This window comes from Halopelagius inordinatus (assembly GCF_900113245.1).
In the GTDB taxonomy this organism is placed as follows: domain Archaea; phylum Halobacteriota; class Halobacteria; order Halobacteriales; family Haloferacaceae; genus Halopelagius; species Halopelagius inordinatus.
The window spans coordinates 63,479-88,662 of the sequence record NZ_FOOQ01000002.1 but is presented as its reverse complement, the minus strand read 5'-3'; the positions used below and the strand labels follow the sequence as shown (position 1 = coordinate 88,662).

Genomic DNA, 25,184 nt, shown 5'->3' with positions numbered 1-25,184 from the left:
AACAAATTCGCACGCTGTATTCAGCACGGCTTCGAGAACCTAACCGAGAAGCAGCGGGCTACGCTAAAGATACTCCTGGTCAATGGGTCGAGGAGAGCAACGCACATACCGAGTTCAAACTGAGTGAGAAGTACGAAGACGAAATCCGTCGAAATCTGTAGGAGAGTTCTTCCCCGCCTACCCTTCGACTGCGAGCTCGTCGGCTAAATCGTCGAACATCTCAGCGAGGTCCTCGGCGCGGACTGCGTCGATAGGGAACCGGACTCCGCCATTGTCACCCTCAATGTAGAACAGGGGGTCAGGGGAATTAACGTCGGTATTCTCGGTTACACCGAACGAACGGACGAGGCCGATGTTCGGCATCACTTCCTGAATTCGTTGGAAGTTCTTGTAGGCTACTACCGCAGAGCAAGAGATACACATCCGAAGCCTACCTCAGTAACATCTTTTTTGCTAGAACAAATCAGTCTCTGAACTACCGACTTCACCCTCTGTTCGTCATTCAGAAGTTTGGCCAATTTTCTCAACCGAGGATAGGTGGCTCAGAATGCTCGAAATCGGACCCTCAGTATATTTGCCGAAACATTATTGGGACCATTGTCACGACCATTATTGGAGCATTGACTGGTACATTAATCGACATGTTCTTGTGCGAAGGCAACTTCGGTCGAGGTGGGTCATACCATATCATGATTCAGAAACTCGATGTTATCAGACAGAACGCGCAGGAAGGAACGGGTCCGTGTGAGGGGTGCTCCGCTCAGTGTGCTTCGGAGGGCAGGCTCGTGAATCCCGGTCTCGGGAATCCCGATGGAGAGGTCATGTTCGTCACCGACGAGCCTCGACATCCGACGGACTGGTCGAAGTACGACTCGTGGGAAGAGTACAATGAAGAGTGGATGCGACGGTTTGCAAACGCTCGTGGGGGTCGGTTCATCAATCGACTGCTCTCTCGGACGAACTACCGACTGGGAGACGCCTGGGTAGCGGATTCGATTAAGTGTCCGACGAGTCCGGACGAGAACAGAGGAATTCCCGGTGCAGACACAGACGACGCCTACTCTCATTGCCGCGCCTACCTCGAAGCCGAGTTCGGGCGAGTGGACCCACAGGCCGTGGTGACGCTCGGGAAGGGAGCGACGATTCGTACCCTTCGTGCGCTCGGGGTCCCCGTCTCACAGGCGAAGAGCGTGCGTGTAACGAAAGAGTACGGAACGGCGGATTTCGACACCGCCTACCCCCTCGTTATTTCCCTTCATTGGGCGCAACGGACGGTCGCAGAGGACGAGTGGGTTCCGATGGTGCAAGAGGCTATCAGTCAGGCTCTTCAATCAAGTTCTCTATGATGTCGACTCAGAATATCCCGAGGAAATTAGAGGAAGTGGAGACGGGAGACTATCTCCTCTGGAACGGTCGAACGATTCCGCAGCCGGTCGTCGACGAAGATAAAGATGCGATGACGTTTGAGGTAGAAGGGAGCAGAGGTGGTAGATATCGGTTCTATCGTACTGGAGAGCCACGGCTCCTCAATCTCAACAGTTCTACCGAATACGATGTGAAGGAGCTCACTATCCTACGGGGAGTAGAGATTGACTGAGTATCTTTTCTATACATTCAGGATAGTGGACTAATGTGAACTACCATTACTCATGTAGCTCAATTATACATTATATGGCTGAATATCCCTCAGATTGGAACTCCCGCCGAAAGAAGGTTTATCAGCGCGATAGCTATAAGTGCCAGAACTGTGGACGGAAAGGAGGATGGAAGGGTAATGCAGAGCTTCATGCTCATCACATCGTTCCGAAAAGCAAGGGTGGCACTCACAAGATGAGCAACCTCAAGACGATGTGTAAGGGGTGCCACAACGCGATACACGGTAGACGCATGGCCCCTTCAGCGAAGTCGGAGTCAGGAGGTTGGGGTAGTCTCGGAGGTCACGCTGCTGTTGCCACCCTAACTGGGTGGTGGACGCTTGGAGCCGGTAATGCACTCTATGCAGCTGTGTCTCGCACGAGGTCGTCATCGAGTGAGGACCCTACTCTGAATGACCTAAGAGACGACGACCCCGTTAGACTCGGAAAATCAGAGAAGAAGGGCTATTTCCAGAAAGAAGTCGATAAGGAACTTAACGAGGAGACCAGTGGATGCCCTTCATGTGGACAACCGGGATTAACGAAGAGTTGGATACGTGTAGAGGGTGGAAAGGTCAAAGTCGTCGAGTGTGAGAACTGTAAGGCCCTCTTCGACCCGACTGGTGATGACCTTCAAGAAGTAGACGGACCGGAAGAGCTGGAGCCGACGAAATCTGCGGTACTAAGCGAGTTGTTTGGATGAGTGGAACGCCCGAATCGTTAGACCAGATTATCGAGGAGAACACCGAGGAGGCCGTCAAGCGATACTGGGGCGCAGATGAGGCGACGGCCACGGTTGAGAAACGTGACGATGAGTTTGAAGGTGGAACCCGATTCGTCTTGGTAGTGAGCTACGAGGGTGAACTTGAACAAACGGACGAACTCTTCGGACACGAAGACCGGGCGGGATTCCAGGTGATGATGATTCAAAAAGAGACGCCGAGCAAACTAGTGGTCATCTACGTGATGTCGGACCCTGATTCGGGAGGTGTCTCCCTGTAGCACATCTGCGCTCTACCCTATCGGGGATTTTCTGCTAATCGGCGCTGAGCCCTCTGATGGATAGAATATTTGGCGATTTTTTCTCGGTGAGAGATGTGCAACTGATGTCCGGGATTTCTACTAAAACGGTAATAAGTGAATGCCCCTTGGTGGGTAAGTCTGGAGCTTGACTGTTTTCTTGTCGTCGCCAGCGTAAGCAATTTGGAACGATGCCATTTTGTAGAACTCCGAGTTCGGAGGGCGTCTCGGCGGTATCTTCAGTGAGACCTCCGAGGAGATGCAGAAAGAGATGGATGAGTGGTGTGTGAGGAAGCAGACAGAGTAGAACGCTACTCTGTCCAAGGGATAGCGGATTGCCGCGATTTTTCGCGGTGAAGAAGATGCAGTCGAAATCTCCAGTTTCCCATTCTGGAGGATATAAGTGAGTTATAGGTTGTACACGCTACGTATGTAAACAAGTTATATGTCAAAGACGGTGGAGAATGTGTATTTACTCCCATTCAGTCATTAATTCATCCAATATCTCTATCTCCCGTTCTATCCGTTCACAATTCTGCATCCTCGCATTCCTCTGCTGTTGGAGCCTATCCGTTTTATCAATATCACACTCATGAAGGACAAATCTAATGTCACTCACCGTCCATTTGTCTCTTCTTCGCATATACAGGTTAATCAGGCTTTCATGTATATCCTTCAATAGGTTAATGTTCGCTTGAGAGATGTCAACGCTAAGGTCACCATGAACAAGATTGTTGCGAGTATTAACTAAACTGTCAACGTGTTTGCCGAATAAATCTTCCTCATCTGGAATAACGGTCGTTATTGCTCTTTCGGTGATATCACTTGAGGTGTCCCCTGGGCTAGACAGAGTCAACGTTTCTAACCCTCGCCAGAAATCCAGAAATGCACCAGTTCTATTCGCATTAGTTATTCCACTAAAGAAGAAGTGAATTCCAGAAATTAGGTATTGGTCAACCTCGTAGGATTCGCCAGTAAAGGTCGGTAAGTCACCTATATTATCTACTACTTCTTCTGTGACTTCTACTACAGTTCTAGGACGAGCATCTTCTGAAAAGTCTTCTTTGACGAATTTACCTTCTTGAAATAGCAGAAGTGCAAATGGAAGTAGGATATCGCTCCAGCCTCTCGGCCAAGGATGAGAGGTCGGTTCGTGGTAGTTTTTGACATATCCATAGTGCTCTAAGAAGTTAATTTCTCCCAGAAGTGTCTTTAGGGCGAACCTCGTTCTCTCAAGAGCGAAATCAGGGTCAATAGCGGTTGTCTCTGTCTTCCAGAATGAACCGTCATCTGGTAGTTGGTATGGTGACTTCGTAAGTTGTATTTCGAACGAGGCGTCGTTCCGTGCTATTTCAAGGAAATCATCCTCCCAGACCGACTGCGAAATTTGTTTGATTTCTATTCCATGGTATTCGAACACTCTGTCATCTCTCTGATTCGGGAACTTAATTGGTAGTGCAAACACTACTGAGTATTCTACTTCTTCACTAGTGCCCAACTCTTTCTTTAGTTCTCCGAGTAGGTCATAGAATTCAGAATCAATCTCGCCCTTGGTGTCAATTTGGCCGATTTTCTGTCTGAGATGTCTTTCGAATGCCTGTTCTGACAAGCCGAACTTCCTACGAGGGAAATCCAAGTCCTCTATGATTAGCGCAATTAAAGTCGAGACCCTATCTGCGTGTTTAAATGAAGACCTACCATCTTCATCTATTAGTTTAGACGCCTTCTCAATGAGCACTTTAATGTCAGCATCCATGCGCCCAATAGACAGCCTAGGATAATGAATCTCATTCGGCGGGGGGCCGAGAATGTGGGTTTTATATTGGATGCAGTCATATAATCGACTACCACGTGTGAAAGAAAGGCCGAGAATCGATAGACGGTCCGATATTCGCGCGGGACGCGCGAATTAGTCCGGCCAATCATCTTGGCCTTTCGAGCCGAGGACAGGGGTTCAAATCCCCTACCGAGCATTCTCAAGACTTCTACCGCCTGTTTTCAGCCGTGGAGTGACAAAACCATGATCATCCCACAGGCCGATACGATTCGACGGAACAGCACCGACCCGACGGCACAATCATCGAGAGCGCACGGTCGGGCAGTACACGCGTACCTCCGAACCGCCTCCGGTGCGGTCCTCATCGTCATGGAAATCGGCTTCGCCATCGGAGCGTTCTGACTCGGTTGACTTCTCGGTTGTTGGGAATCAGAGGGCTTGCTATCCCCGCTCAGGTCCTCTTTTCACGTGAGAGGTGAAACTAATGAGCACGATATCCCGACTGACTGTGGCGGGCCTCGCCGTCCTGGTCCTACTCGGGCTTGGCATCCCTGTGGCGACGGGCGTCCCCGTTTCAGACGTCGCCGCCGACCCCGTTTCGACTGTGGGACACGTCTCCGACCAGTGGGGCTGGCACAACGACTGGGGTGCCCACCAGCACGGCGACCACTGGGGTGAACATCCCTACCACGGCGGGAGTGACCACCACGGACCCTACGGTCCTCAAGACCACCAGAGCCCCCACCACGGCCCTCACGGTATGGGGAGGTAGGTGATTCTCCCATACGTACCGACCTACTGAACCCCCCTCTCTATTCCGCACGCCGGTCTGATCAGCTTCGAGTAGTATTGAAAATACATGGCTCTCTTACTCTCGGTCTCGTTGCAGGCGCTCTCGTCGTTGTTCGAACTCATCATCAGTTAGATCACCGCGGGCGTACGCTGTCCGCAGTTCTTCGAGCGCACGGTCGTGCCCGAGGACCTGACCGCCCACGAGACCACGGTAGAGGAAGTATCCGACGCCGAGTAGGACGACGAGGAACGAGAGCATCATACCGATGCCCCAGATCGGTGAGACTCCGGTGCCGGGACCTCCGCCACCCCACCAGCCCATCATGCCCATCATCGGCATCGCAAACACCATCATCAAAAGCGGAAGTAGCAGGATAACGGCGAGTACGATGAGGGCTATCCGAAGTAGCGAGTCGCCTCGATGCTGGCTCGATATAGTGACTCCTCGTTTAGTGATTAGCGGGAGACAGCGATAAAACCGACCTCCGGGCGGAGTGACTTTCATGCACTCCGACCTGTGGCTCAGAAACGGCCGAAGGAGACGTGATCTTCGGTCAGTCTGTTGCTCGAGGACTTCCGGACCGAGCGACGCCCGGAAGCGATGGGAGGTCAAGATCAACGCGACGGAGGAACTGGGCGTTGATGGCCACGATGACCGTGCTCAGCGACATCAGGAGTGCTCCGACGGCCGGTGAGAGGAGAATGCCAATCGGTGCGAGCACGCCCGCAGCGAGCGGAATAGCGAAGATGTTGTAGCCCGCGGCCCAAACGAGGTTCTCCTGCATCTTCCGATAGCTCGCTCGGCTGATTTTGACGAGACGGACGACATCGAGCGGGTTGTTCTGCACGAGGATGATGTCGGCCGACTGGACGGCGACGTCGGTGCCGCTCCCGATTGCTATGCCGATATCGGCACGGGTGAGCGCTGGCGCGTCGTTGACACCGTCGCCGACCATCGCGACGAGCTTCCCCTGTTCTTGGAGTTCGCTGACTTTCTTGTCCTTGTCCTCCGGCAGCACTTCGGCGAACACGGTGTCGATTCCGAGTTCTTCGGCGACGGCGCGGGCGACGTCCTCGGAGTCACCGGTCAACATCGCCACCTCGATGCCGAGTTCGTGGAGAGCGTCTACGACCTGGTAGCTCTCTTCGCGGATGACGTCTGCCAGCGCGAAGGCTGCGACCGGCTCGTCGTTTCGAACCAAATAGACGACTGTGCGCGCGTTCTCACCTGCCCGGTCGGCGAACGTCGTGAGTTCGGGTGGGACCTCGCTGTCGAGTTGCGAGAGGAGGTTCGGTCCGCCCACGTACACCATCTCACCGTCCACCGTGGCCCGAACACCGCGGCCCTTGATCGCCTCGAATCCCGTCGCATTCTGCGGCGTAACCCCGCGTTCGGCCGACGCTTCGCGGATGGCCTCCGCGATCATGTGCTCCGAGTCGCCCTCGACAGCGGCTGCGAGTGCCAGCGCCTCGTTCTGGGTGACGTCGCCTACCGCCTCGATCTCCACGACTCCCTGCTCTCCCTCTGTGAGCGTGCCCGTCTTGTCGAAGACGACCGTGTCGAGGTCGCGTGCTTGCTCCATGGCGATTCGGTCGCGAACGAGCATCCCGTTTCGAGCGGCGAGCGACGTGTTGATGGCGACGACGAGTGGGATAGCGAGTCCGAGTGCGTGCGGACAGGCGATCACCAGTACCGTGACGGCTCGCTCGATTACTGGTGCACCGAAGGAGGTTGCGACCGTCCACGCGACCGTCGTGACTACTGCTGATGCGACCGCAACGTAGAACAACCACCCGGCCGCGCGGTCGGCGAGCATCTGCGTCTTGGACCTGCTCTGCTGGGCTTCTTCGACGAGTCGCATGATCCCCGCGAGGGCAGTATCGTCACCCGTCGCCGTGATACGAACTCGGAGACTGCCGTCACCGTTGATGGTACCCCCGACTACCTCGTCGCCGGGTTCCTTCGAGACAGGACGTGACTCTCCCGTGATCATCGCTTCGTCGACGTCAGAGTCACCCTCGTCGACCACGCCGTCAGCGGGAACGTTCGCGCCGGGGCGCACGAGGACGAGGTCTCCATCGTTGAGCTCATTCACGGGGACCTCCTCCGTCTCGCCGCTCTCGGTGATACGTTCGGCGGTATCCGGAATCAGCTTGGCCAGTTCGTCGAGCGCGCTCGACGCCCGGCGGACCGACCGCATCTCGATCCAGTGGCCCAACAACATGATGTCGATCAGCGTGACGAGTTCCCAGAAGAACGCCGATTGCGTGGGAAAGACGACGCTCGCCAGGCTATAGACGAACGCGACGGTGATCGCCATCGAGATGAGCGTCATCATCCCCGGTGAGCGGTCCCGGAGTTCGGGGATGGCCATCCGGAGGAACGGAACACCACCGTACGCGAAGACGATCACAGCGAATACGGGGTTAATCAATTCGCTCCCGGGGAACGCCGGGACGGAGAATCCGAGCCACTCCTGAAGGGCCTCACTGTAGAGGAGGACGGGGATCGAGAGGAGCGTCGAGACGAAGAACCGCCGGCGGAACATCTGTTCGTGGCCCTCGTGCATTCCGCCGTGACCGTGATCGTGCTCGCCTCCGTTGTGACCGCCGTGATGTTCGACGTGTTCTGTCGCCTCATCAGCGTCGGCTTCCTCTTCGAGGAGTGACTGCTCTACTCGGTCATCTGCGTTGGTCGTAGATCTGTCGTGGTCAGTGGGAGGACGGTCTTCGTGGTCGTGATGTCCTGAGTGGTCGTCGTTCGGTTTATCGTGGTCGTCCATATGTGAATCCTCAGTCTCGAGCTACGTTAACGAGGGTGATGGTTGTCTCCTGTGCCGATGTGCTTATTCGAGCTTTGAATCCGATTTCACCGCAGAGATTAGTCTGCGGTGTGAGTGTGTTCCTCGTGCCCGCCTTCACCTCCGGTCGGATCGGAGCGATGGAGCCAGTAGAGAAACAGGAAGAAGACCGTCGCTAAGGCGTTCAGCACGAGTTTGTAGTTCAGTTCGATAGAGACCTCTGCGATGGTCGCGGTCGAACGGGCGGGGATCCACCCGGCACCGAGAAAGAGACAGTGGATGAAGACGCCAGTCACCACCGCCGAGACGAAGATCATCCCCGACAGTATCGCCGCGAACTTCGTGCCGTAGTACTCGCGGTACGCGTCCACGATCGGCGGAACGATCACTCGGTCGACGACACGGAAGCAGTACTGTCGGGTCGAATCGATCTTTCTCGGTGGACAAGCAGGTGGTGATTCGACTAGGGAGCCCCTGTGCGTCCCGTGAGTAGCGGCCGAAAACAGAAGATGCGTGGACCCCCTTCGTCCAAGACTCTATCAGCGGGGTCGTCGAATAGACAGAGATGAACGCTTCTCGAGATATCCTGAGAAAGTTAGCGCAGGTCGAGGAGGGCGACTATCTCCTCTGGAACGGTCGTGCGGTACCGCAGGAGGTGGTCGAAGGCGGTTCTGACGAGAGTACGTTCGAGATCGAGGGAAATCGAGGCGGGAGATATCAATTCTCTCGGGCAGAGCCGTCTCTTCTGAATCTGAATAGTGAGGTAGAGTACGAGGTCGAGGAACTGACCGTTCTACGCCCCGTGAAGTTGGACTGAGACCAGATCACGTAGAGAAGCGTCGGATACGTGTAGAGGGTGGACAAGTCAGAGTCGTCGAATGTGAGAGCTGTAACGCCTTTTTCGACCCGACAGGTGATTCCCTTCGAGAGATGGGCGGGCCGGAAGAACTGGAGCCGACGAAATCTGCGGTACTAAGTGAGTTGTTTGGATGAGTGGAACGCCCGAATCGCCGGACCAGAGTATCGAAGAGAACACTGAGGAGGCAGTCGAGAGATACTGAAGCGCAGATGGGGCGATAGCCGCAGTCGAGCAACGCGACGGCGAGTTCGAGGGCGGACCCCGATTCTGGCGGTGTCTCTCCGTAGTGTAGGTTCGGCGGCGACCGAAGAGAGTACCGAGACCGAACCGGATTCCCGCGGAAACGGCCGTTTCGAGGGGGTAGTTTATATCTGCCGCTAGAATAACTACAGGGAGAGTGAGGGGAGGAAAGACGTGTTAGACACCGAGCGACTCTTCGCGGACGCCGACCGAAGACAGCGCCTGACGAAAGACGACATCTTCTCCGTGCTGAGCAATCGCAGGCGTCGTCTGGTCCTCCATCACCTCCACCGGGGGTCGGGAACCGTCTCCGTTCGAGAGCTTTCGAAACAGGTCGCAGCGTGGGAGAACGGCGTCGAGATGGAGGACCTGACGTACAAGCAGCGAAAGCGGGTGTACACGTCGCTCCACCAGACGCACCTCCCGAAACTCGACGACGAGGGCGTCGTCGTCTACGACCGAGACGGGGGGTCGGTGAACCTCACCGACAGAGCCGCCGAGTTAGAACCGTACCTCCAGGTCCAGAGCGAACCGGTGGCGTCGTGGCCTCTCTACTACCTCGCGTTGTCCGGACTGTCCGTGCTCGTCGTCACCTTCGCGTGGACCGGACTTTTTCCCTTCCCGTTGCTTTCCGACATCGCCTACGCTGCTCTCGTGACGGGCCTCTTTGCCGCGTCGGCGGTGGTTCACGCGTACCAGACTCGCTCTGCGACCGTCGACGCCGACGCCGAACCGCCCGACTCCGCCCGGCCCAGTCGGACCCGAGCCGACGAGACTGCCGCCGACACCGGCGGCGACGAGTGACGCTCGCCGTCTCATCGGACGCAGTCTCGCGCCACCGACCGAACCAACGACACGTTGAAGAGCGTTCGATGCGCCGTCGAACACATGTCCACTCGCCGGACGCGGGTCGTTCTCGCCGCCGCGACGGCAGTCGCTGCGGTCGCCACCGCCGGAAGCCTCTACTTCAGTCTCGGACTCGGATTGGTGCCGTGTGACCTCTGTTGGTACCAGCGGATTCTGATGTACCCCCTCGTGGTCGTCCTCGGCGTCGCCGCCGTCGAACGGCGCAGGACGGTGTTTTGGACCGTCCTTCCGCTGTCGGCACTCGGCGTCGTCGTCTCGTCGTATCACGTCTACCTCCAAGTCGCGCCCGGCGGCGGAACGTGTTCGCTCGGCGGCGGATGCGCGTCGATTCAGTACGCGATGCTCGGCGGACTGCTCACGATTCCGCGCCTGTCACTTCTGGCGTTCCTCCTGATAACGGGCCTCGCCGCGACGCTGGCGCTTACCAGAGAGGACGCGTGGGCGGCGAACGCCCGGCGAAGTATCTCGTGACGGTCTGACGACCGTAGAACGCGGTTCGGTTTGCGGCCCCTCGACTCACTCCCGCAGTCTGTGGAGGAGCGAACTCCGTTGCTCCAGCAGTTGGTACGCCGCCGAGAGAACGACGAGAGCGAGGAATGCCGCGGCGACGTACGTCGGGTCGAGAGCCGAGAGCGTCGGAACGCCGACGCCGTTTCCGAGCACCGAAAGCAGGCCGAGAACGCCGAGTCCGAGGTAGTACTCGGCCCACGAGATGCCGTACTTCGGGACGACTTCCATGTACACTGCGACTTCTTCGGCCCCCTCCGCGATGGCGACTCGCTTCTCGTCGTCGTCGTACGTCACGATTCCCAAATCGTCGAGTTTCGGGAGGTGCGTCTGGTGAAGCGAGACGTAGACGCTCTGTCGGACGTTGCGCGGCGGCGGCGACTCGCCGGACTCGATGCTCGCTATCAACTCGGCTAAGTCGGCGACGGACTCCTCGCCGCTCTCCTCGCGCAGGCGTTCGATGACGAGTCTGCGCCTGTCGTTTCTGAGAACGTCGTGTATCTCCGCTTCACCCAACGTCTCGCCGTCTCCGTCGTCGGTCGCCCCCCGCGACTCGACCCCACCCGCAGACATGTTCGTCTCTGCATCTCGGGCGGGGGGTTAAGAATATAACCTATATTGACAGTCACCGAATACGACCGTAACGAGTGGCCACCGGAGAGCTACGACAGCCACTCGTCGGGTTTCGTGTCGTAGTCGATATCGGTCGCTTGGATGCGCTCTTCGAGTTCCGGGTCCAAGTCGTACGTCTCGAACGCCGCCCCGTCGTAGCGGATTCGTTTACCGACTTCCGTCGGGACGGGTTCGCGGTTGCGGCGACGGGCGACTTCCACCTCGTGTTCGTCGAACTCCTTTACGATAGTCATGAGGTTGACCGGTCGGCCCCAGATGTCGTAGAGACGTTCGAGCACGCCTTTCGCCTCCTCCGCGTCCAGCATGATGCCGTTGTACTGGTGACCCAACAGCAGTTCGTTTCGATTGCGGAAGTTGCCGTCGTAGACGGCTATCGTCGGCTTTCCGAAGTTCGTGAACTGCAACAGCAGTTTCTTCTTTACGTCCTGGTAGTCGACGCTCGCGACGCGGAACTGGTCCGTCGACCGAGTGAACTCGTAGGTGAAGTAGTTGTTGTCCGTGACGAACTCTTGAGTCAAGAACGCGTCGAGGAACGTCACGTCGTTGTGGCTCTCGCGAATCTCGCGCATCCGGTCCCAGCCCGCCGCGTAGTCCACGTCCGCGAGTGCCGCTTCGACGGTGTCGTACTGTTCGTCGTCGAACATGTACCGCGAGAGCTGTTCGAGTTCCGACCGGCGGATGCGCCGGAGGAAGCCGCGGTTCTGCGGTTTGACGAGCGAGAAGTGCCGTTCCGCGAGACCCTCGTAGGTGAGGACCTTCCACGGATACCGGTCTACGTCCACGTCCGCGCCCGAACGGGCGGCGTCGAGCGTCTCCCAGTCGATGCGCGGGTCGTCCTCGTCGAAGGCGGCGAGGTCGTCGAGCGTCTCCGCGCGGACGGCGTCTATCGCCGGGTCCGGTTGGATGCGTTCGCTCACCTCCTCGAAGTCGATGACCTCGTGGAAGTTCCGCCACGTGACGCCCTTCACGCGCAGGAGTTTGTCCGCGACTTCGGCGCGGTTCGTCGTGTTCTCGACGTACTCCCAGAGTTCCTTGCCCAGTTTGTAGGGGTTGAGTCCGGGCGACCCGAGGACGCGGGCTTGGTGGTCCGCGTACGTGATGAACTCGTCCGTGCCCGCGAACTGCTCTTCGCCCATCATGAGCGACTCCCAGTAGGCGGCCCACCCCTCGTTCATCACTTTCGTCATCTTCTGGGCGGCGAAGTAGTACGCCTCCGTCCGAAGCATGTCCAAGACGTCCTTCTGCCACGGTTCCATCTCGACGGCTCTGCCCTCCTCCTCGTCGTAGCGCATGCCGTGTTCGCGGACGAACGCCAACACGTCTTTCCGCGGTTGGTCGAGTTTCGCGGCTTCGGCCTCGGCTTCGGCGAAGTCGTCTAACCACTCTTCGTCGAACACCTGCTTGCGCACGTCGGCGGAGATGTCCATCTCTTCGAGACGCTTTCGGAGGTCCTCGGGTTGGACGCGGTCACGGCCATCGAGGGCGTCGGCGAGGGTTCGGTGTTGGTCGATGGTGTCTTCGAGACAGAGTGCGGCGTCGATGAACTTCTCGACCTCCTCGCGGTCTATCTCGGGGTCTTCCATGTACGACTGGATGGCCTCCCCGTGGCGTTCGAGCATCGCCGCGGCGTCGAGTTCGGTGTCGCCGACGAACAGGCCGAACCACTCGTTGTTGCGGAAGAAGTCCGCGTGAGCCTCGACGTGCGTGATGACCGCCTTCTGGTCCGCGAGGGAGTTCGACTCCTGCAGGAAGGCGTGACTCGGGTTGTCGTTGTTGACGATTTCGAACGCCTTGCCCATGCCGAACTGGTCTTGCTTGCGTTGGCGGTCGTACGTCATGCCCCACCGCCAGTGCGGGTAGCGTCGCTGGAACCCGCCGTAGGCGATGAGTTGGTTCATCTCGTCGTGGTCTACGACCCAGTAGTTGACCGGGTACGGTTCGAGTCCGAGCTTTTTCGCGAGTTCGTTCGCCTCCTCGACGGGTTCCTCCAGGGACTCGGCCTCGCGCCGCGCGGTCAGTCTGAAACGTTTCGTGCTCATTGTTGCTCCGTGCTCAGTATCTCGTATATCGCGTCCATCACGTCCTCCGGCGAGGAGACGTACGAGACGACGACGTTACCCCGGTCGCTCAGCGAGCGCTCTACCTCCTCTGCGTGCGTCGCGTTGATCGCGGTGCCGCCGGGTTGCGTCTCGACGTAGGCGTGGAGGTTCGCGTCTATCTCCTCCATCAACGGGACGACGTTCTCCGTCGTGTCGTTCGAGGAGTTCTCCGAGTCGCCCGCGGCGAAGACGTAGCGGTTCCAGTCGCTCCAGGGGTACTGCTCGTCGAGTATCTCTTTTGCGAGGCGGTACGCACTGGAGATGCGCGTCCCCCCGCCCGAACGGATGCCGAAGAACTCCTCGCGTTCGACCTCCCACGCGTCGGCGTCGTGGGCGATGTAGACGAACTCGGCGTTGTCGTACTTGCCGGTGAGATACCAGTCCAACGGCATGAACGTCCGCTCGACGAGTTCGCGCTTGCGTTCGCGCATCGACCCCGACACGTCGCGGATGTTCACCACGACGACGTTCTTCTGTTTCTTCTCGACTATCTCGGGGTGGCGGTAGCGTTCGTCCTCTTGGCGGAACGGGACGTTCTTGAGTCCCTCGCGGCGGATGCGCTGGAGCGTCGTCTGGCGGTCGACGTTCTCTTCCATCTCCTCGAAGGAGTCCCACGCGCCGCGTTCCTCGTCCGGGATGTCGTCCCACGCGCCCTCGACCCACGCGTGCGAGACGAGGATGTTCTTTTCGCGGCACCACCGGTAGACGGACTCGGGCGTCTGGCCCGCGACTTTCATCGCCTCGCGGACGAACTCCTCGTCGAAGTCCATCGACAGTTTGCGCTTCAGACCCTCCTTGAACAGACGCTCGAAGTCGAGCGTGCTGTTCGGCCCGGTGCGCGTCACGTCCGTGAAGTCGCCTTCGACCTCCTCTATGACCTCCTTGCCTTTCGGTTCGAGGTCGAGGCCGAGTTCCTCGTCGAGTTGCTCTGCGAACTCTTCGGGGTCCATCTCGTAGTACTCGTGCTCTGCGCCCTCCTCGCCGGGGTCGCCGTCCTCGTCGCCGTCGCCGTCCCCGTCGCCGGGTTGCGGCGGGCCGACGGGTTGCCCCACGTCGGGCGTGTCGCCGTTCCCCTGTCCGACGCCGCCTTGGTCGAGGCGGTCGTACTTGAACTCCGGGAGGTCGACGACCTTTATCGGTATCTGGATGTTCTCGGGGCCGGACCCGCCGAGGTTGCCGTAACTGATGAACTGCTCTAAGTCTTGGCGGCGTTCCTCGCCGACTTCGCGGAACCGTTCGAGGTCTTCTCTCAGTCCCATCTGTAACGCACCTCGCGCATGACAGCGCGACTCGTGAGTTCGGCCGAGGCCGGACTGTACCCGGCGTCGACCATCCGGTCTATGGTCGCTTCCTTCACCGCTTCCGTCTCGGTGTTCGCCGGCGGGTCGTCCCACTGGGCGGGGTCGAAGTCCTCGAAGAGGCGGCGGACGTCGTCCCAGTCGTGAGATTCGAGCACCGCGCGGATGACCGGTATCTCCGAGAGTTCGACGTCTCGGACGGTGAACCCCTCGTCGCGGTTCTCCCACGCGTAACGGTTCAGCGCCGTGATGACCTTCTCGCGGCGGAACTCCTCGACCGTCGAGGAGGGTTCGTTACCGGCGTACTCGCTCTCGTCGAACCGACCGAGATGCTCCGTCTCGAACAGTTTCATGATGAGGGGGTCGGGGTCCGCGGGGCCGCGGTCCGTCTCCACCTGTTCGTCCGCCGCCCACGCGTAGACGTGTTCGACGTACTGCTCTACGGTCGCTTGATCGACGTTCTTCTCCGCCAGTACCGCAGAGAGCACGTCCTCTTCCTGTCTGTCGAGGATGTACTCTTTGACGAGGGCGACGCGGCCTTCGTACTCGGCGCGTTCGGCGCGCGAGAACACCGGCGCGTCGTGGAGGCCGTCCGCCATCGCGTCCAAGACGTCCTCCGGCATCACCACGGCACCGACGTCGAGTTCGGGGTGGTGTCTGTCCCTGTCGTCGTGGAGGAGGTCGGCGATGACGTCGCGGGTGAACGTCACGGGGATGCCGTGCGTCCCCTCGTCGTCGGCGTCGAACTCGAACTGGTCGATTTCGACGCGCGTGTCGCCCTCTTGGAGGTAGCCTCTGTCGAAGAGGAGTGCCTTGTCCACGATGTCGTACTCGCCGGGCACGTCCTCGGATTCGAGGCGCGTGACGACGCTGTACATCCCGGCGGCTTCGACGGTGTGCGGGGCGAGTTCTCGCCGTCGCACCGAACCGGGCCCCTCGCGAACGTCGAGAGAGACGGGTTGCCGGATGCGCTCTTGCAGTTCCGCCTCGTCTTCGACGTCCCAAACCGCCTTCTCGTTGGTGAGTTCGCGGTGGATCAGTTCCGTCTCCAAAGAGAGGTTCGTCAGGTACCGGAACTCGTGTTTGTCGAGGCGGCGCTTCAGCGCCTTCAGCGGGTCCCGACCGTTTCTGTCGGAGTATTTGTCCAACTCGACGTCCAAGTCCGGGTTCGAGATGATGACCATCTGGGTGTCGATGTCCATCCCGATTCCCTTGTCCAGTTTCACGTGCCCCTCGTCGGGGACGTTCAGCAGTTTCTGAAGCAGGTCGGCGTGTTGCGTGGCGTCCTCGACGATGGTCAACAGGCTGTTGCCCTGCGAGAGGACGCCGTCGTAGCTGAACGCCTGCGGGTTCTTCCGCCCGCGGGAGTCGAGTTCGCGGAGCATGCTCGGCATCCACGACCCGACCAGTCGCTCTTTGGGCGTCCCGTCGTCCTCGGAGTGGAGGACGCCGATGCCTCGCCCCACGTCGACGACGTAGTTTTTCACGCGCAGATGTTTCGGGTCCGTGACTTCGCTGAACAGTTCGCGCTTGCCCGCCCGGCGGTACGTCTCTTCGAGGTAGTCGTACGCTTCCCGGCAGAACGGGTCGAGGCTCTCGTTCAGAGATACCGGGATGTGGTCGCCGCCCCTGTCGTTGAGGTCGGCGAGCAGTTCGCGTTTGACCTCGTCCGGGAACACCGACAGCGGATGCGACTGGACCGGGCTCTCGTACCAGTCGTCCTCGCGTTGCTCGTCGGTGTCGCCGCCGTACGAGAGGCCGCGCGTGTCCGAGGAGGCGGCCGCGACGTTCCACTCGACGGTGTAGCGACGACCCGCTTTCGTCTTCGAGTACTCGCGGAGGCCGTTGACGAGACAGCGCTTCAGTTCGGACTTGCCCGTCGCGGTGGGACCGTCGAACCAGATTATCTTCTCTCCTTTCCCCCGTTCGGCGGCGATGGTCCGGAGGTCGTCGACGAACCGGCTGAGAACCTCGGTGTTGCCGAGAATCGCGTGTTCGCCGTCGTTTGCCGGGTCGTCGAAGAAGCGATACCGCTGTCGCTCCTCGCCCTCCTCGATGACGGTTCGCGTGCCTTTCGCTTCGATGGCCTCCACGAGGTATTTCGAGGCGTGCGAGGCTATCGACGGCTGTTCGAACACCGCGTCGACGTACTCGCCGAGGCTCATCGGCTCCTCGTAGGTGCCGCGGAGGCGTTCGTCCGCCCGACGGACGTAGTTCTTCTTCGGTCCCATCACTGTATCAGGCCTCGAGTTCGCTCTTTGCGACTTCCGCGCCGGCGAATTCGAGCACTTCGCGGGCTCCCTCGCGTGAGTAGCCCTGTTCGACGAGGGCGTCTATCCACGCGTTGCGCTCGTCGTCGTCGAGTTCGTTCGCGGACACCAACGCCGAGAAGTTGATGTTGTGTTTCTTGTCTTCCCAGAGTTTCCGCTCCAGTGCGCGGCGGAGTCTGTCGTTGTCCTGCGGGTCGAACGCCTGTCCCTCGCGGGCGCGCCGCGATACCCAGTTCGACACCTCTTGGCGGAAGTCCTCCTTTCTGTCCTCGGGAATCTCCAACTTCTCTTCGACGGAGCGCAGGAACTTCTCGTCGGGTTCCTGTTCGCGCCCCGTGAGTTCGTCTTGGACCGTCGCGTCGTCGATGTACGCCATGACGTGGTCCATGTACTTCTCGCCCTGCCGCTGAATCTCGTCTAGGTCGTACGCCAACGCGTGGCGGACGTCCTCGATGGCGCGCTCTTTGTACTCTTCGCGCACCATCTCCAGATAGCGGTGGTAGCGTTCGAGGTTCTCCTCGGGAATCGAGCCGTGGTTCTCCAAGTTCTCCTCGAAGTGGGTGAACACCGAAAGCGGCGAGAGGTACGACCGGCCGCGGTGCGTCGAGTCCATGATGGCTTCGGCTATCTCGTCGCCGATGAAGCGCGCGGAGATACCTTCCATCCCTTCGGCGATGTCGGACTTCGCTTCGCCCTCCTCGCGGAGTTTCTTCACGTCCACGTCGTCGGATTCGTCTATCTCGCCGTTGTAGGCTTTCGCCTTCTGCGTGAGCGTGATGTTCCCGCCGTCGGGTTCCGCGATGCGGGTGAGAACGCCGAACAGACCGGCCATCTCCAACGTGTGAGGTTCGATGTGCATGTCCGGCACGTCGGCGTTCCGGAGCATCTTGCGGTAGATCTCGGACTCTTGGGAGTATTCGAGGACGTACGGGAAGTCGATGCGCTTCGTCCGGTCGTTGAACGCCTCCATCTTCTCGTCGCCTTTCTTCTCGCGGTACTCCGGCATGTTCGTCCGGCCGACGATGACCTGGTCGATGTCGATGCGCGGGTTGTTCGACGGCTTGATGGTCTGCTCTTGGGAGGCGTGCAGGAAGTCGTAGAGGAACTCTCGCTGTAGTTTCAGCAGTTCCTCGCCGGAGAACAGCCCCCTGTTGGCGTTACAGAACGCGCCGGAGTAGTCGAACGCTCGCGGGTCGGACTCGCCGTACACCGCCAGTTTCGAGTAGTTGACGTCGCCGGTGAGTTCCGTCTCGTCTTGGTTTTTCTTGTCTTTCGGCTCGAACGTCTCGACGCACTGCCGTTTGTTCTCGGAGGCGACGAGGCGGATTATCTCGACGTGGTTCTCTAAGACCTCCTGCAAGTCGTCGTCGTAGTACGCGAGCAGGGTGTCCATGTAGAACTCCGACGCCGGGTCGAGGGCCTGGTCGTTCCGGATTGTGTAGGGCGCGTCGAACGTCTCGTTGAGACGCTCTATGATCACGTCTCGTTGCTCCTGCGGGAGGAGAACGAGAGGGTCTTGGTTCATCGGGGACTGCACGACGGTGTCCGCTGGGTCTTGGTCGCGGATGACGTCGGTCAGGTTCGTCCACCGGAAGGTGTACATCCGACCGTCGTCGGTCATCGTGTAGTCCTCGAAGTAGCGGCGGACCATCCAGTCGAAGTGTGATTTACCCGACCCGACGGGGCCGAGGAGGAGTTTGATGCGCTTCTCCGGCCCGAGGCCGCGAGCGCCCGACTTGACCTTGTTCACGAACTCGTGGATGGACTCGTGGACTTCGCGGCCGTAGAAGGTGTTCTCCCCGTCGTGTATGGGGTCCTCCGAGGCCATCAGGTACTCGACGACACCCGCCTCTTCGTCGTAGGTGGTGCCGTAGTGGTCGAACATGTCAGCAACGCGCTGGTGGGCGTTGCGAGCGATTCTGGGGTCGTCGTAGACCTCTTGCAGGTACCAATCGAAGCTCTTTGCCTCGCGGAGGTCCGCGGGCACGGAGTCTTTGTAGTGCTTGCTCAGGTCTGCGAGGGTTTCGATATCACCGTTCATTGTTGAGGGACGGAGTCTCGACGGGAAGAGCGACCGGACGCTCGGGACGTTGTTCGGACGAACGCCCCACGAGCGTCGTCGGACGGAGACGAGCGAATTCGGCGCGGAAGCTCTCGCTACCTGTCGTCTGAACTCCGCTCGTCCGAGCCCGGTTTCGTGGCATGTTTCTCCATACCACCCTCTCCGGACGCACAACGGGTCGGCGGTGGGCGACGGCGACGAGTCGACGAATAGCGACAGAACGTCTTGGTTCGGCGGGCGGTCCGGTGAGAGTCGGTCGCTCGGTCCGGTCGACCGAGACTGAATGTGTGTGAGTGACCAACATACATAAGCCTTTCCGCGAGCAATATCTGCCGAACGCCTAAATGGGACACCTGAAGGGGGTAGTACGCGTGAATTCTCCCGAGTATGGGCTGCTTTATTACTGACAGGTAGTCGTCGGGCGCGAGAGCGACCGACCGAAGGGGTGTTGCCCGTCCGTCACGAACGGTGCCGCATGAACGCCGACGACGCCGCAGAGGGCAAAACGGAGGGCGACGCGCCCGCGGGGTGGACGTTGTGGAACGACGAACCCGAGGGGCGGCGAATCCTCGTCTACCGGCCCGACGTGTTCAAAGAGAGCGACTTCCCGTCGGAGTGTCTCCCGACCATCTTCGTCTCGAACGGGTCGCGGGGGACCCGTCCGGGGTCCACGCCGCGGGACCCGACGTGGGACGTGACGCTCTACCTCGAACCACAGGTGGACGCGGAGGCGGAGACGTACGACAGTCGCGAGGCGGCGGTGGACGCCGCCGCGGAACTCGCCCGGAAGTTCGACGGCGGCGAGGTGGACTACCGGTCTCTGTATCAGGTGCCGCGCGAGGAGTACTTCGAGAGACTGGACGAACTGACCGGACGCGACACACAACGTTATGCGGACGGCTCGACTAGTGACGACGACGAATGACGAAGGTCACACTCATCGGGGACCGTCTCGCGGACGTCGGACGGGAGTTCGTCTACGAGGGTCCGTCCGAACTGTGTGAAGGCTGCCCGTACCGCAAGCAGTGTCTGAATCTCACCGAGGGGACCCGCTATCGCGTGACCGACGTCCGCGAGAACGCGCAACTGCTCGAGTGCGCCGTCCACGACACCGGCGTTCGCGCCGTCGAAGTCGAACCCGCCCCGGTGGCGGCGAACGTCTCCGCGAAGGGAACCTACGCCGGGAGCAAAGCCACACTCGAAGGGCCGTGCCCGCACACGCAGTGTCCGAGTCACGAGTACTGCGTGCCCGACGGCGCGGAGTTCGGAACGGAGTACCGCATCGCCGAGGTTCTCGGCGACCCGCCGCACGACACCTGCTATCTGGACCGCGACCTGACGCTGGTCGAGTTCGCGCCCAAAGAGGAGTAGCGCGGCGAACCGAGACGACAGGAGAGAACGGAACGGGTCGGGGGAGTCGAGAGACTCAGGCGAGCGTTCCGACTTTGTCGGCGGCGAAGCCGAACACGTCCTCGTACCCGTACGCGGAGAGAAGCACCGGGTAGAAGTCGCGGTCGGCGGTGAACTCTCGGTCGTCCGCCGCCGCGAACCGGTCGCCTTCCGAGACGAGTTCGAAGTTGTCCACGAACACCTCGTACGTGCTCGCGGGTTCCTTCGGGATGCGTTCGAGCATCCGGTAGACCGCCACTTCGTCCGCGCCGCGCCGTTCCAACGAGAGGGGGGCTTCGGTCCCCTCTTCGAGAGGTGCGGCGAGCACGCCCGTGGCGGCGAGAAACGCCCGGACGAGCCAGTACGCGTTCTCCGCGGCCTCGTCGGTTCCTTGGAGGCCGCACTCGACGTCGATGGTGTGGGCGTGGTCGATGAGGCGGCCGCCGACGAACTCCGCGGTTTCGACTAGTTCCTCGATGGGCAAGAACGGACAGATAGACCGCGAGACGGCCCCGACGGTGTCGACGAGGGCGAACGGCTTTCCGTACGACTGCGTCGAGTGCAGAGAGAGCGTCGTACAGCCCCGAACCTCGCGAAGCAGGTCGTGGGCGAGTCGGCGTTCGTGGCTGTCGGCGTTCGGGTCGCCGGGGAAGACGCGGTTGAGGTCCTCTTCGAGGTAGCGAACGTTCGCTTCGAGAGCCTCCTCGTTCGCGACGACGAGTTTCACCGGGCGTTCCACGTCGGGTTCCGTCGCGACGAATCGCTCTATGGCTCTGACGCCGCAGGGTTCGTCGCCGTGGATGGTCCCGACGACGGCCACCTCCGGCGTTCCCTCCCCCAGTTCGTAGATTTGCATGGAGATACTCTACGGGTGGAGGGTGAAATGGGTTAAGATTCGGGCCGAGACGCCGCGTCGCGCGTCCGCGTCAGTCCAGTCTCTCGGCGTACTCGTAGTCTGCGTCGTACGCCTCGGGTCTCTGGCCGTCTATCGTTATCTGCCAGCCGTGGATGACCGTCGGGTCTTCGAGCGCGTCCGTCAGCGTCTCGCGGATATCCGCGACGTCGACGCCGTAGAAGTCGTCGGGCGTGCCCCGGAGATACTCCAAGGCGGTCGTGAAGAGAGACCGCATGCCCGCGTCGCTGTCGAAATCGAAGTGCTTGTACGCACCGGCGGCGACTTGGACCATCCCGTGGAGGAAGGCGGACTCTCTGTTTCCGGAACCGTAGTTGTACCACTCGTCTTCGAAGCAGTCGTGGCTCTCGTGGTAGTCGCCCGAGTTGAACAGACGGACGCCGTGTTCGACTGCGCGACGGAGCGTCGCGTGTTCCCACACGCGTTCGTCCGTTCGCCACCCCGTCGGGTCCCCGAGTGGCGGGGCGACGCTCGGGTCGCGGGTGTGTTCGTCCATACCACCGTTCGGGTCGTGAGTCACCTAATCCCATCGCTCGACTCGGCCCTTCGGACGTCGCTCGGGGCGAAGGGCTATGGGTCGTGTCGTCCATCGTGTACGTATGACCACGACGAGACAGCGAGTGGCGGAGGTGCCGGGCGCAATCGGCGACTGGGCGGCGGGAGTCGCGGCGGTGGTGGAGGAGAATCTCCCGCGTGCGGCGGTGTTCGTTCTGGCGTTCTTGGGCGTGGGGTTGGCCCCGTTCGGCGCGGGACTCCTCGCGGTTCTCCTCGCAGTCGTCCTCCCAGCCCTCGGCGTCGGGGTGTTCTCGCTCGCGAAATCGAAGGTTCCGCCCCTCGTCCGAGAGCGGTTCGGGTCGTCGCGGCCCGAACCGTTCGGCGACCGACCCGACACTGCCGTCGAACGGCGCCCGTCGGGTCGGTGAGAGATGTCCGCAGACACGGATTCGCAACGTTTTAGCGGCGGGGGGTCCCCACCTCTACACGCGCGAGGGTAGCTAAGTCAGGAAAAAGCGGCGGACTCAAGATCCGCTCTCGTAGGAGTCCGTGGGTTCAAATCCCTCCCCTCGCATTTTCTCCGGCCCGAACGAACGCACAGAGCATAGCGTGCGGACGGCAGATTCGCCCGTCGGCACATATCGGACGTTCTATTCTCCCAGTACGGGAGTTACGGGCAGTAACCCGTGCGACGCCGCGTCCGACGACGCCCGCCGCATCTCTCGCAGAGAGACGGTGCCGCTTTCGGAAGCGTCCGCGTAACCGTGGTACAGCGGCGGTACTGCTCGTGGCCGCGCCTCGGGGGGTCGAGCGAAAACGAAGAAAAACCGATGTGGAGGGAGGTGTCGCCGTCAGTCCGACGATTCCATCTCGTCGCCGCCGTCGGTGAGGGGTCGTCCGCCGTCCGTCAGAACCGAATCGGCGACTACCTTCACCTGTTCCGGAGACGGTCGGGAGTCCTCGGAGCAGTCCTTGGACACCTGTTCTATGACGCTCATCACGTCGTAGAGGTCGCCACGCTCCGTCACGTCGGCGAACACGTCTTCGTACGCGTCTGCCCAGTGGGTTATCTCGTAGTCGTACGAACCGGTGGTCGGTGCAACGGCGTATTCGAGTTGTCGGACCGCATCGGCGGGGTGCATACACGAACGAACGGTCGGGAGTAATAAAAAGGTACTCAGACTCGAAATTGAGTTAATTGTCTCTCAGAGTATGTCGTGCGGTGCCGTGAGAGCGTGTCCCAGGGCTTGAGAACCGGGTTTGGGGAGCGGACGCGCCGGGCGGTGGCGGCCGCGACTCAGGTGGAGTCCGCGTCTCTGCTCTCGTCGGAGTCCGCGTCTCCGTTCTCGTCTCCGTCGTCCGTTGGCTCTCCTGCACCGCCCTCGTCTTCGACGAGTCGTCGCATCGACGCCAGATATTCGGCCGCGACGAGCGGTTCGGTCTCGACGGTCCTTCGAACCTGTCGAACCCCGTGTCGAAGCCGTTCTTTCCCGGAACCGCCGGGTACCTCTTCGTCGGTGACCGTTTCGACTCTCCGGAGGCGGTCGCGAACCGAATCGGCGTCGCGGGTGCGCGCGTCCTCCGCCGCCGATTCGAGTAGCTGCGTGAGGGTCGCGCGCACGTCTGGCGGCAACTCGTCGGACACGTCCGAGGGAGACGGGGTGCGAGAGTAAAACCTGCCGGGTTCGTACCGCGTCGAGTGTGGGATTCGCAACCCAAAAGTCACGGCTCACCTACGTATCATTATGGAACTCGACGAGACGGACCGGGCGATTCTCCGTATCCTCCAAGCGGACGCGCGAACCCCGTTCAGCGAGATTGCGCGCCAAATCGACATGTCCAGCGCGACAGTCCACGACAGAGTCGGTCGGATGGAGGAGGCGGGCGTCATAGAGGGCTACCACGCGAAAGTAAACACGAAAGAGGTCGGACTCGGAACCTCGGCGCTCGTCGGTCTCCGCGTCCAACAGGGCCGCGAGGAGAACGCGCTCGAACGACTGCGCGAGATAGACGGCGTCCAAGAGGTCCACCTCACGACCGGCGAGTGGGACGTGATGCTCCGGGTGTTCGCGGAGGACACGGACGCCCTGCGCGAACTCATGTTCGACGAAATCGCCGAGATGGACGGCTTCTCGCGCTCCCAGACGATGGTCATACTCGGGACCGACTTCGAGGACCGTTCGCTCCCGCTCTGAGGTCGTCTCCCCGGAACGGGAGCGTTCGTCCGACGGCGCGGCGCGTCAGAGACCGGAATCCTCAACACTACCGACGCCAGGAATTGAGGTATGGCAACGGTTGCAGAACGGGTCGGCGCCGACCCCGAACGTCTGTGGGGTGGGTCGGTGGCGGCCGTTATCGCGGTTCTCGTCGCCGGATGGGTCGTCTTTCCCGAACTCGTCTACGACCGCTTCATCTGGCAGTACTTCTGGGGACCGGTACAGGCCGACGCCAACTCGGCCGTCTGTGCGACGCGGGCCGACGGCGTCGTCCAGTACCTGAGCAGCACGCAAGCGTGCGCTACTGCCCCTGAACCGGTCGCGTACCCCGGCTACACGCTCGTCTCCGAAGTGGGGTACATGGTCACGCTCTTGGTCGCTCTCTCGGGTCTCGTCTTCCTCCTGCGACGACTCGATATCGGCACGGACCGGCGTTTCTTCTACGCTCTGTTCCCGTTCATGCTCTTCGGCGGCGCGTTGCGCGTCGTCGAGGACGCGAACGATACCCCCAGCGCGACGGACGCACTCGTCAGTTACCCGTGGAACACGCTCGTCATCAGCCCGATAATCTACTTCACCGTCTTCGCTATCACGCTCGCGGCAGTCGTCGTCAGCGTCGCGGCCGAACGCTCCGGGGCCATCGACGGCTACGAGGTTCCGCTGTTCGGCATCGGAACCGGCGCTCTCGCGCTCTCGTTGGGCTATCTCGTCTCGCTCGTCGTCACGGACGCGCCGGGCGTCGAGTTCCACCCGCAGGTGCTTCTCGTGACTCTCGTCGGCGCGACGCTCGCGGCGGGCGCGACGTGGTGGGTCATCGAACGCTTCGCGCCGGAGATAAACGCCGGGACGGGACTCATCGGCTTCGTCATCATCTGGGGACACGCCGTCGACGGCGTCGCGAACGTCGTCGGCCTCGACTGGATGCCCGCCCTGAACGCCGGGCGGAACCTCGTCCCGAAACACCCGGTCAACCAGTTCGTCGTGGACGTCACAGCCAGCGTCCTCCCCGCGAGTGTCGTCGCCGTAACGGGCGACACGTGGCCGTTCCTCGTGATCAAACTCGTGGCGGCGACGTTCGTCGTCTGGGTGTTCGAGGAGGGTATCTTCGAGGAGAGTCCGCGGTACTCGATGCTACTGCTCGTGGCCGTCCTCGCCGTCGGACTCGGCCCCGGAACGCGCGACATGCTCCGGGCGACGTTCGGCGTCTGAACCGGACGAGACTTTTTGTCGGATGCGGCGGCCAGTCGCCGCATCCGCCGCAAACTCACCGCACGGCGACACGCGGGTGTCCGACACGCCGCCGTGCGGGCGA

The 25,184-nt window shown here is 60.6% G+C and carries 26 protein-coding genes, 2 tRNA genes and 1 pseudogene; 15 read left to right on the top strand and 14 right to left on the bottom strand.

Annotation, left to right across the window (positions count from 1 at the left end):
- Positions 1–177: 177 nt before the first annotated feature.
- On the bottom strand, positions 178–363 hold the full coding sequence (locus BM167_RS08080) for a hypothetical protein (protein WP_143095487.1): 186 nt from the start codon (positions 361–363) through the stop codon (positions 178–180).
- 326 nt (positions 364–689) lie between these two features.
- Between BM167_RS08080 and BM167_RS08075 the strand changes: the two genes are divergently transcribed.
- From BM167_RS08075 to BM167_RS08060, 3 genes are all read left to right on the top strand, one after another.
- Positions 690–1,346, top strand: a complete 657-nt coding sequence (locus tag BM167_RS08075; RefSeq protein ID WP_177213320.1) for a uracil-DNA glycosylase family protein — start codon at positions 690–692, stop codon at positions 1,344–1,346.
- Positions 1,347–1,671: 325 nt separating this feature from the next.
- Positions 1,672–2,337, top strand: coding sequence for an HNH endonuclease (locus tag BM167_RS08065; RefSeq protein ID WP_092891335.1), 666 nt, complete (start codon positions 1,672–1,674; stop codon positions 2,335–2,337).
- Entirely contained in the window at positions 2,334–2,636 is a 303-nt protein-coding gene (locus BM167_RS08060; protein WP_092891333.1) for a hypothetical protein, read from the top strand. Before BM167_RS08065 ends, BM167_RS08060 begins: the two co-directional genes overlap by 4 nt.
- Positions 2,637–3,126: 490 nt before the next feature.
- On the opposite strand, the gene BM167_RS18105 is transcribed toward BM167_RS08060, so the two are convergent.
- Complete coding sequence (locus tag BM167_RS18105; protein WP_143095486.1) at positions 3,127–4,410, bottom strand: hypothetical protein; 1,284 nt, start codon at positions 4,408–4,410, stop codon at positions 3,127–3,129.
- Positions 4,411–4,558: 148 nt separating this feature from the next.
- On the opposite strand from BM167_RS18105, the gene BM167_RS18435 reads away from it, so the two are divergent.
- The 3 genes from BM167_RS18435 (at position 4,559) to BM167_RS08055 (ending at position 5,203) form a co-directional block, all read left to right on the top strand.
- Positions 4,559–4,627 (top strand) — tRNA-Glu (locus BM167_RS18435).
- A gap of 47 nt (positions 4,628–4,674) precedes the next feature.
- A complete protein-coding gene (locus tag BM167_RS18430) occupies positions 4,675–4,833 on the top strand; it encodes a hypothetical protein (protein WP_177213319.1) in 159 nt (52 codons plus the stop codon).
- Between the two features lie 82 nt (positions 4,834–4,915).
- Positions 4,916–5,203, top strand: coding sequence for a hypothetical protein (locus BM167_RS08055; RefSeq protein ID WP_092891331.1), 288 nt, complete (start codon positions 4,916–4,918; stop codon positions 5,201–5,203).
- A gap of 96 nt (positions 5,204–5,299) precedes the next feature.
- On the opposite strand, the gene BM167_RS08050 is transcribed toward BM167_RS08055, so the two are convergent.
- From BM167_RS08050 to BM167_RS08040, 3 genes and pseudogenes are all read right to left on the bottom strand, one after another.
- A complete protein-coding gene (locus BM167_RS08050) occupies positions 5,300–5,659 on the bottom strand; it encodes an SHOCT domain-containing protein (RefSeq protein WP_245781349.1) in 360 nt (119 codons plus the stop codon).
- A gap of 118 nt (positions 5,660–5,777) precedes the next feature.
- The gene (locus BM167_RS08045) at positions 5,778–8,006 is read right to left on the bottom strand and encodes a copper-translocating P-type ATPase (protein WP_177213318.1); all 2,229 of its coding nucleotides are present in this window, start codon (positions 8,004–8,006) and stop codon (positions 5,778–5,780) included.
- Positions 8,007–8,104: 98 nt separating this feature from the next.
- Positions 8,105–8,413: pseudogene (locus tag BM167_RS08040) on the bottom strand (permease); the annotation flags it as partial.
- A 176-nt stretch (positions 8,414–8,589) separates the two neighbouring features.
- On the opposite strand from BM167_RS08040, the gene BM167_RS08035 reads away from it, so the two are divergent.
- The 3 genes from BM167_RS08035 to BM167_RS08025 all read left to right on the top strand — a co-directional run bounded on the left by BM167_RS08035 (position 8,590) and on the right by BM167_RS08025 (position 10,461).
- The gene (locus tag BM167_RS08035) at positions 8,590–8,841 is read left to right on the top strand and encodes a hypothetical protein (protein ID WP_092891327.1); all 252 of its coding nucleotides are present in this window, start codon (positions 8,590–8,592) and stop codon (positions 8,839–8,841) included.
- Between the two features lie 456 nt (positions 8,842–9,297).
- Positions 9,298–9,927 carry a DUF7344 domain-containing protein gene (locus BM167_RS08030; RefSeq protein ID WP_092891325.1) on the top strand — a complete coding sequence of 210 codons (630 nt, stop codon included), beginning with the start codon at positions 9,298–9,300 and terminating at the stop codon, positions 9,925–9,927.
- An 84-nt stretch (positions 9,928–10,011) separates the two neighbouring features.
- The gene (locus BM167_RS08025; protein ID WP_092891323.1) at positions 10,012–10,461 is read left to right on the top strand and encodes a disulfide bond formation protein B; all 450 of its coding nucleotides are present in this window, start codon (positions 10,012–10,014) and stop codon (positions 10,459–10,461) included.
- 45 nt (positions 10,462–10,506) lie between these two features.
- Here the strand turns inward: BM167_RS08025 and BM167_RS08020 are convergent, their stop codons facing one another.
- The 5 genes from BM167_RS08020 to BM167_RS08000 all read right to left on the bottom strand — a co-directional run bounded on the left by BM167_RS08020 (position 10,507) and on the right by BM167_RS08000 (position 18,838).
- Positions 10,507–11,070, bottom strand: a complete 564-nt coding sequence (locus BM167_RS08020) for a DUF7344 domain-containing protein (RefSeq protein ID WP_092891321.1) — start codon at positions 11,068–11,070, stop codon at positions 10,507–10,509.
- 89 nt (positions 11,071–11,159) lie between these two features.
- Positions 11,160–13,169 (bottom strand): SpoVR family protein, encoded by a 2,010-nt coding sequence (locus BM167_RS08015; RefSeq protein ID WP_092891319.1) that lies wholly within the window; start codon positions 13,167–13,169, stop codon positions 11,160–11,162.
- The gene (locus tag BM167_RS08010) at positions 13,166–14,488 is read right to left on the bottom strand and encodes a YeaH/YhbH family protein (protein WP_092891317.1); all 1,323 of its coding nucleotides are present in this window, start codon (positions 14,486–14,488) and stop codon (positions 13,166–13,168) included. The genes BM167_RS08015 and BM167_RS08010 overlap by 4 nt, the downstream gene beginning before the upstream one ends.
- Entirely contained in the window at positions 14,479–16,758 is a 2,280-nt protein-coding gene (locus BM167_RS08005) for a PrkA family serine protein kinase (protein ID WP_092891315.1), read from the bottom strand. The genes BM167_RS08010 and BM167_RS08005 overlap by 10 nt, the downstream gene beginning before the upstream one ends.
- Before the next feature lie 7 nt (positions 16,759–16,765).
- Entirely contained in the window at positions 16,766–18,838 is a 2,073-nt protein-coding gene (locus BM167_RS08000; protein ID WP_092891313.1) for a PrkA family serine protein kinase, read from the bottom strand.
- 496 nt (positions 18,839–19,334) lie between these two features.
- On the opposite strand from BM167_RS08000, the gene BM167_RS07995 reads away from it, so the two are divergent.
- Together BM167_RS07995 and BM167_RS07990 are read left to right on the top strand one after the other, a co-directional pair.
- Positions 19,335–19,784, top strand: coding sequence for a DUF5820 family protein (locus BM167_RS07995; RefSeq protein ID WP_092891311.1), 450 nt, complete (start codon positions 19,335–19,337; stop codon positions 19,782–19,784).
- Entirely contained in the window at positions 19,781–20,230 is a 450-nt protein-coding gene (locus tag BM167_RS07990) for a UPF0179 family protein (protein WP_092891309.1), read from the top strand. The genes BM167_RS07995 and BM167_RS07990 overlap by 4 nt, the downstream gene beginning before the upstream one ends.
- Positions 20,231–20,285: 55 nt before the next feature.
- Here the strand turns inward: BM167_RS07990 and BM167_RS07985 are convergent, their stop codons facing one another.
- Together BM167_RS07985 and BM167_RS07980 are read right to left on the bottom strand one after the other, a co-directional pair.
- Positions 20,286–21,104 (bottom strand): M14 family metallopeptidase, encoded by an 819-nt coding sequence (locus BM167_RS07985; protein ID WP_092891307.1) that lies wholly within the window; start codon positions 21,102–21,104, stop codon positions 20,286–20,288.
- A gap of 70 nt (positions 21,105–21,174) precedes the next feature.
- Positions 21,175–21,657, bottom strand: a complete 483-nt coding sequence (locus BM167_RS07980) for a DUF309 domain-containing protein (protein ID WP_092891305.1) — start codon at positions 21,655–21,657, stop codon at positions 21,175–21,177.
- Between the two features lie 103 nt (positions 21,658–21,760).
- Here BM167_RS07980 and BM167_RS07975 point away from each other — a divergent pair, with 103 nt between their 5' ends.
- Together BM167_RS07975 and BM167_RS07970 are read left to right on the top strand one after the other, a co-directional pair.
- Complete coding sequence (locus tag BM167_RS07975) at positions 21,761–22,084, top strand: hypothetical protein (RefSeq protein WP_092891303.1); 324 nt, start codon at positions 21,761–21,763, stop codon at positions 22,082–22,084.
- A gap of 62 nt (positions 22,085–22,146) precedes the next feature.
- Positions 22,147–22,230, top strand: a tRNA-Leu gene (locus BM167_RS07970).
- A gap of 277 nt (positions 22,231–22,507) precedes the next feature.
- Here the strand turns inward: BM167_RS07970 and BM167_RS07965 are convergent.
- Positions 22,508–22,798: a hypothetical protein gene (locus tag BM167_RS07965; protein WP_092891301.1), complete on the bottom strand. Its 291-nt coding sequence runs from the start codon at positions 22,796–22,798 to the stop codon at positions 22,508–22,510.
- Between the two features lie 155 nt (positions 22,799–22,953).
- Positions 22,954–23,301: a DUF8101 family protein gene (locus tag BM167_RS07960; protein ID WP_092891299.1), complete on the bottom strand. Its 348-nt coding sequence runs from the start codon at positions 23,299–23,301 to the stop codon at positions 22,954–22,956.
- Positions 23,302–23,401: 100 nt separating this feature from the next.
- Between BM167_RS07960 and BM167_RS07955 the strand changes: the two genes are divergently transcribed.
- Positions 23,402–23,851: an Lrp/AsnC family transcriptional regulator gene (locus BM167_RS07955; RefSeq protein WP_092891297.1), complete on the top strand. Its 450-nt coding sequence runs from the start codon at positions 23,402–23,404 to the stop codon at positions 23,849–23,851.
- Between the two features lie 90 nt (positions 23,852–23,941).
- Positions 23,942–25,081, top strand: coding sequence for a DUF63 family protein (locus BM167_RS07950; protein WP_092891295.1), 1,140 nt, complete (start codon positions 23,942–23,944; stop codon positions 25,079–25,081).
- The last annotated feature ends 103 nt before the right edge of the window (positions 25,082–25,184 follow it).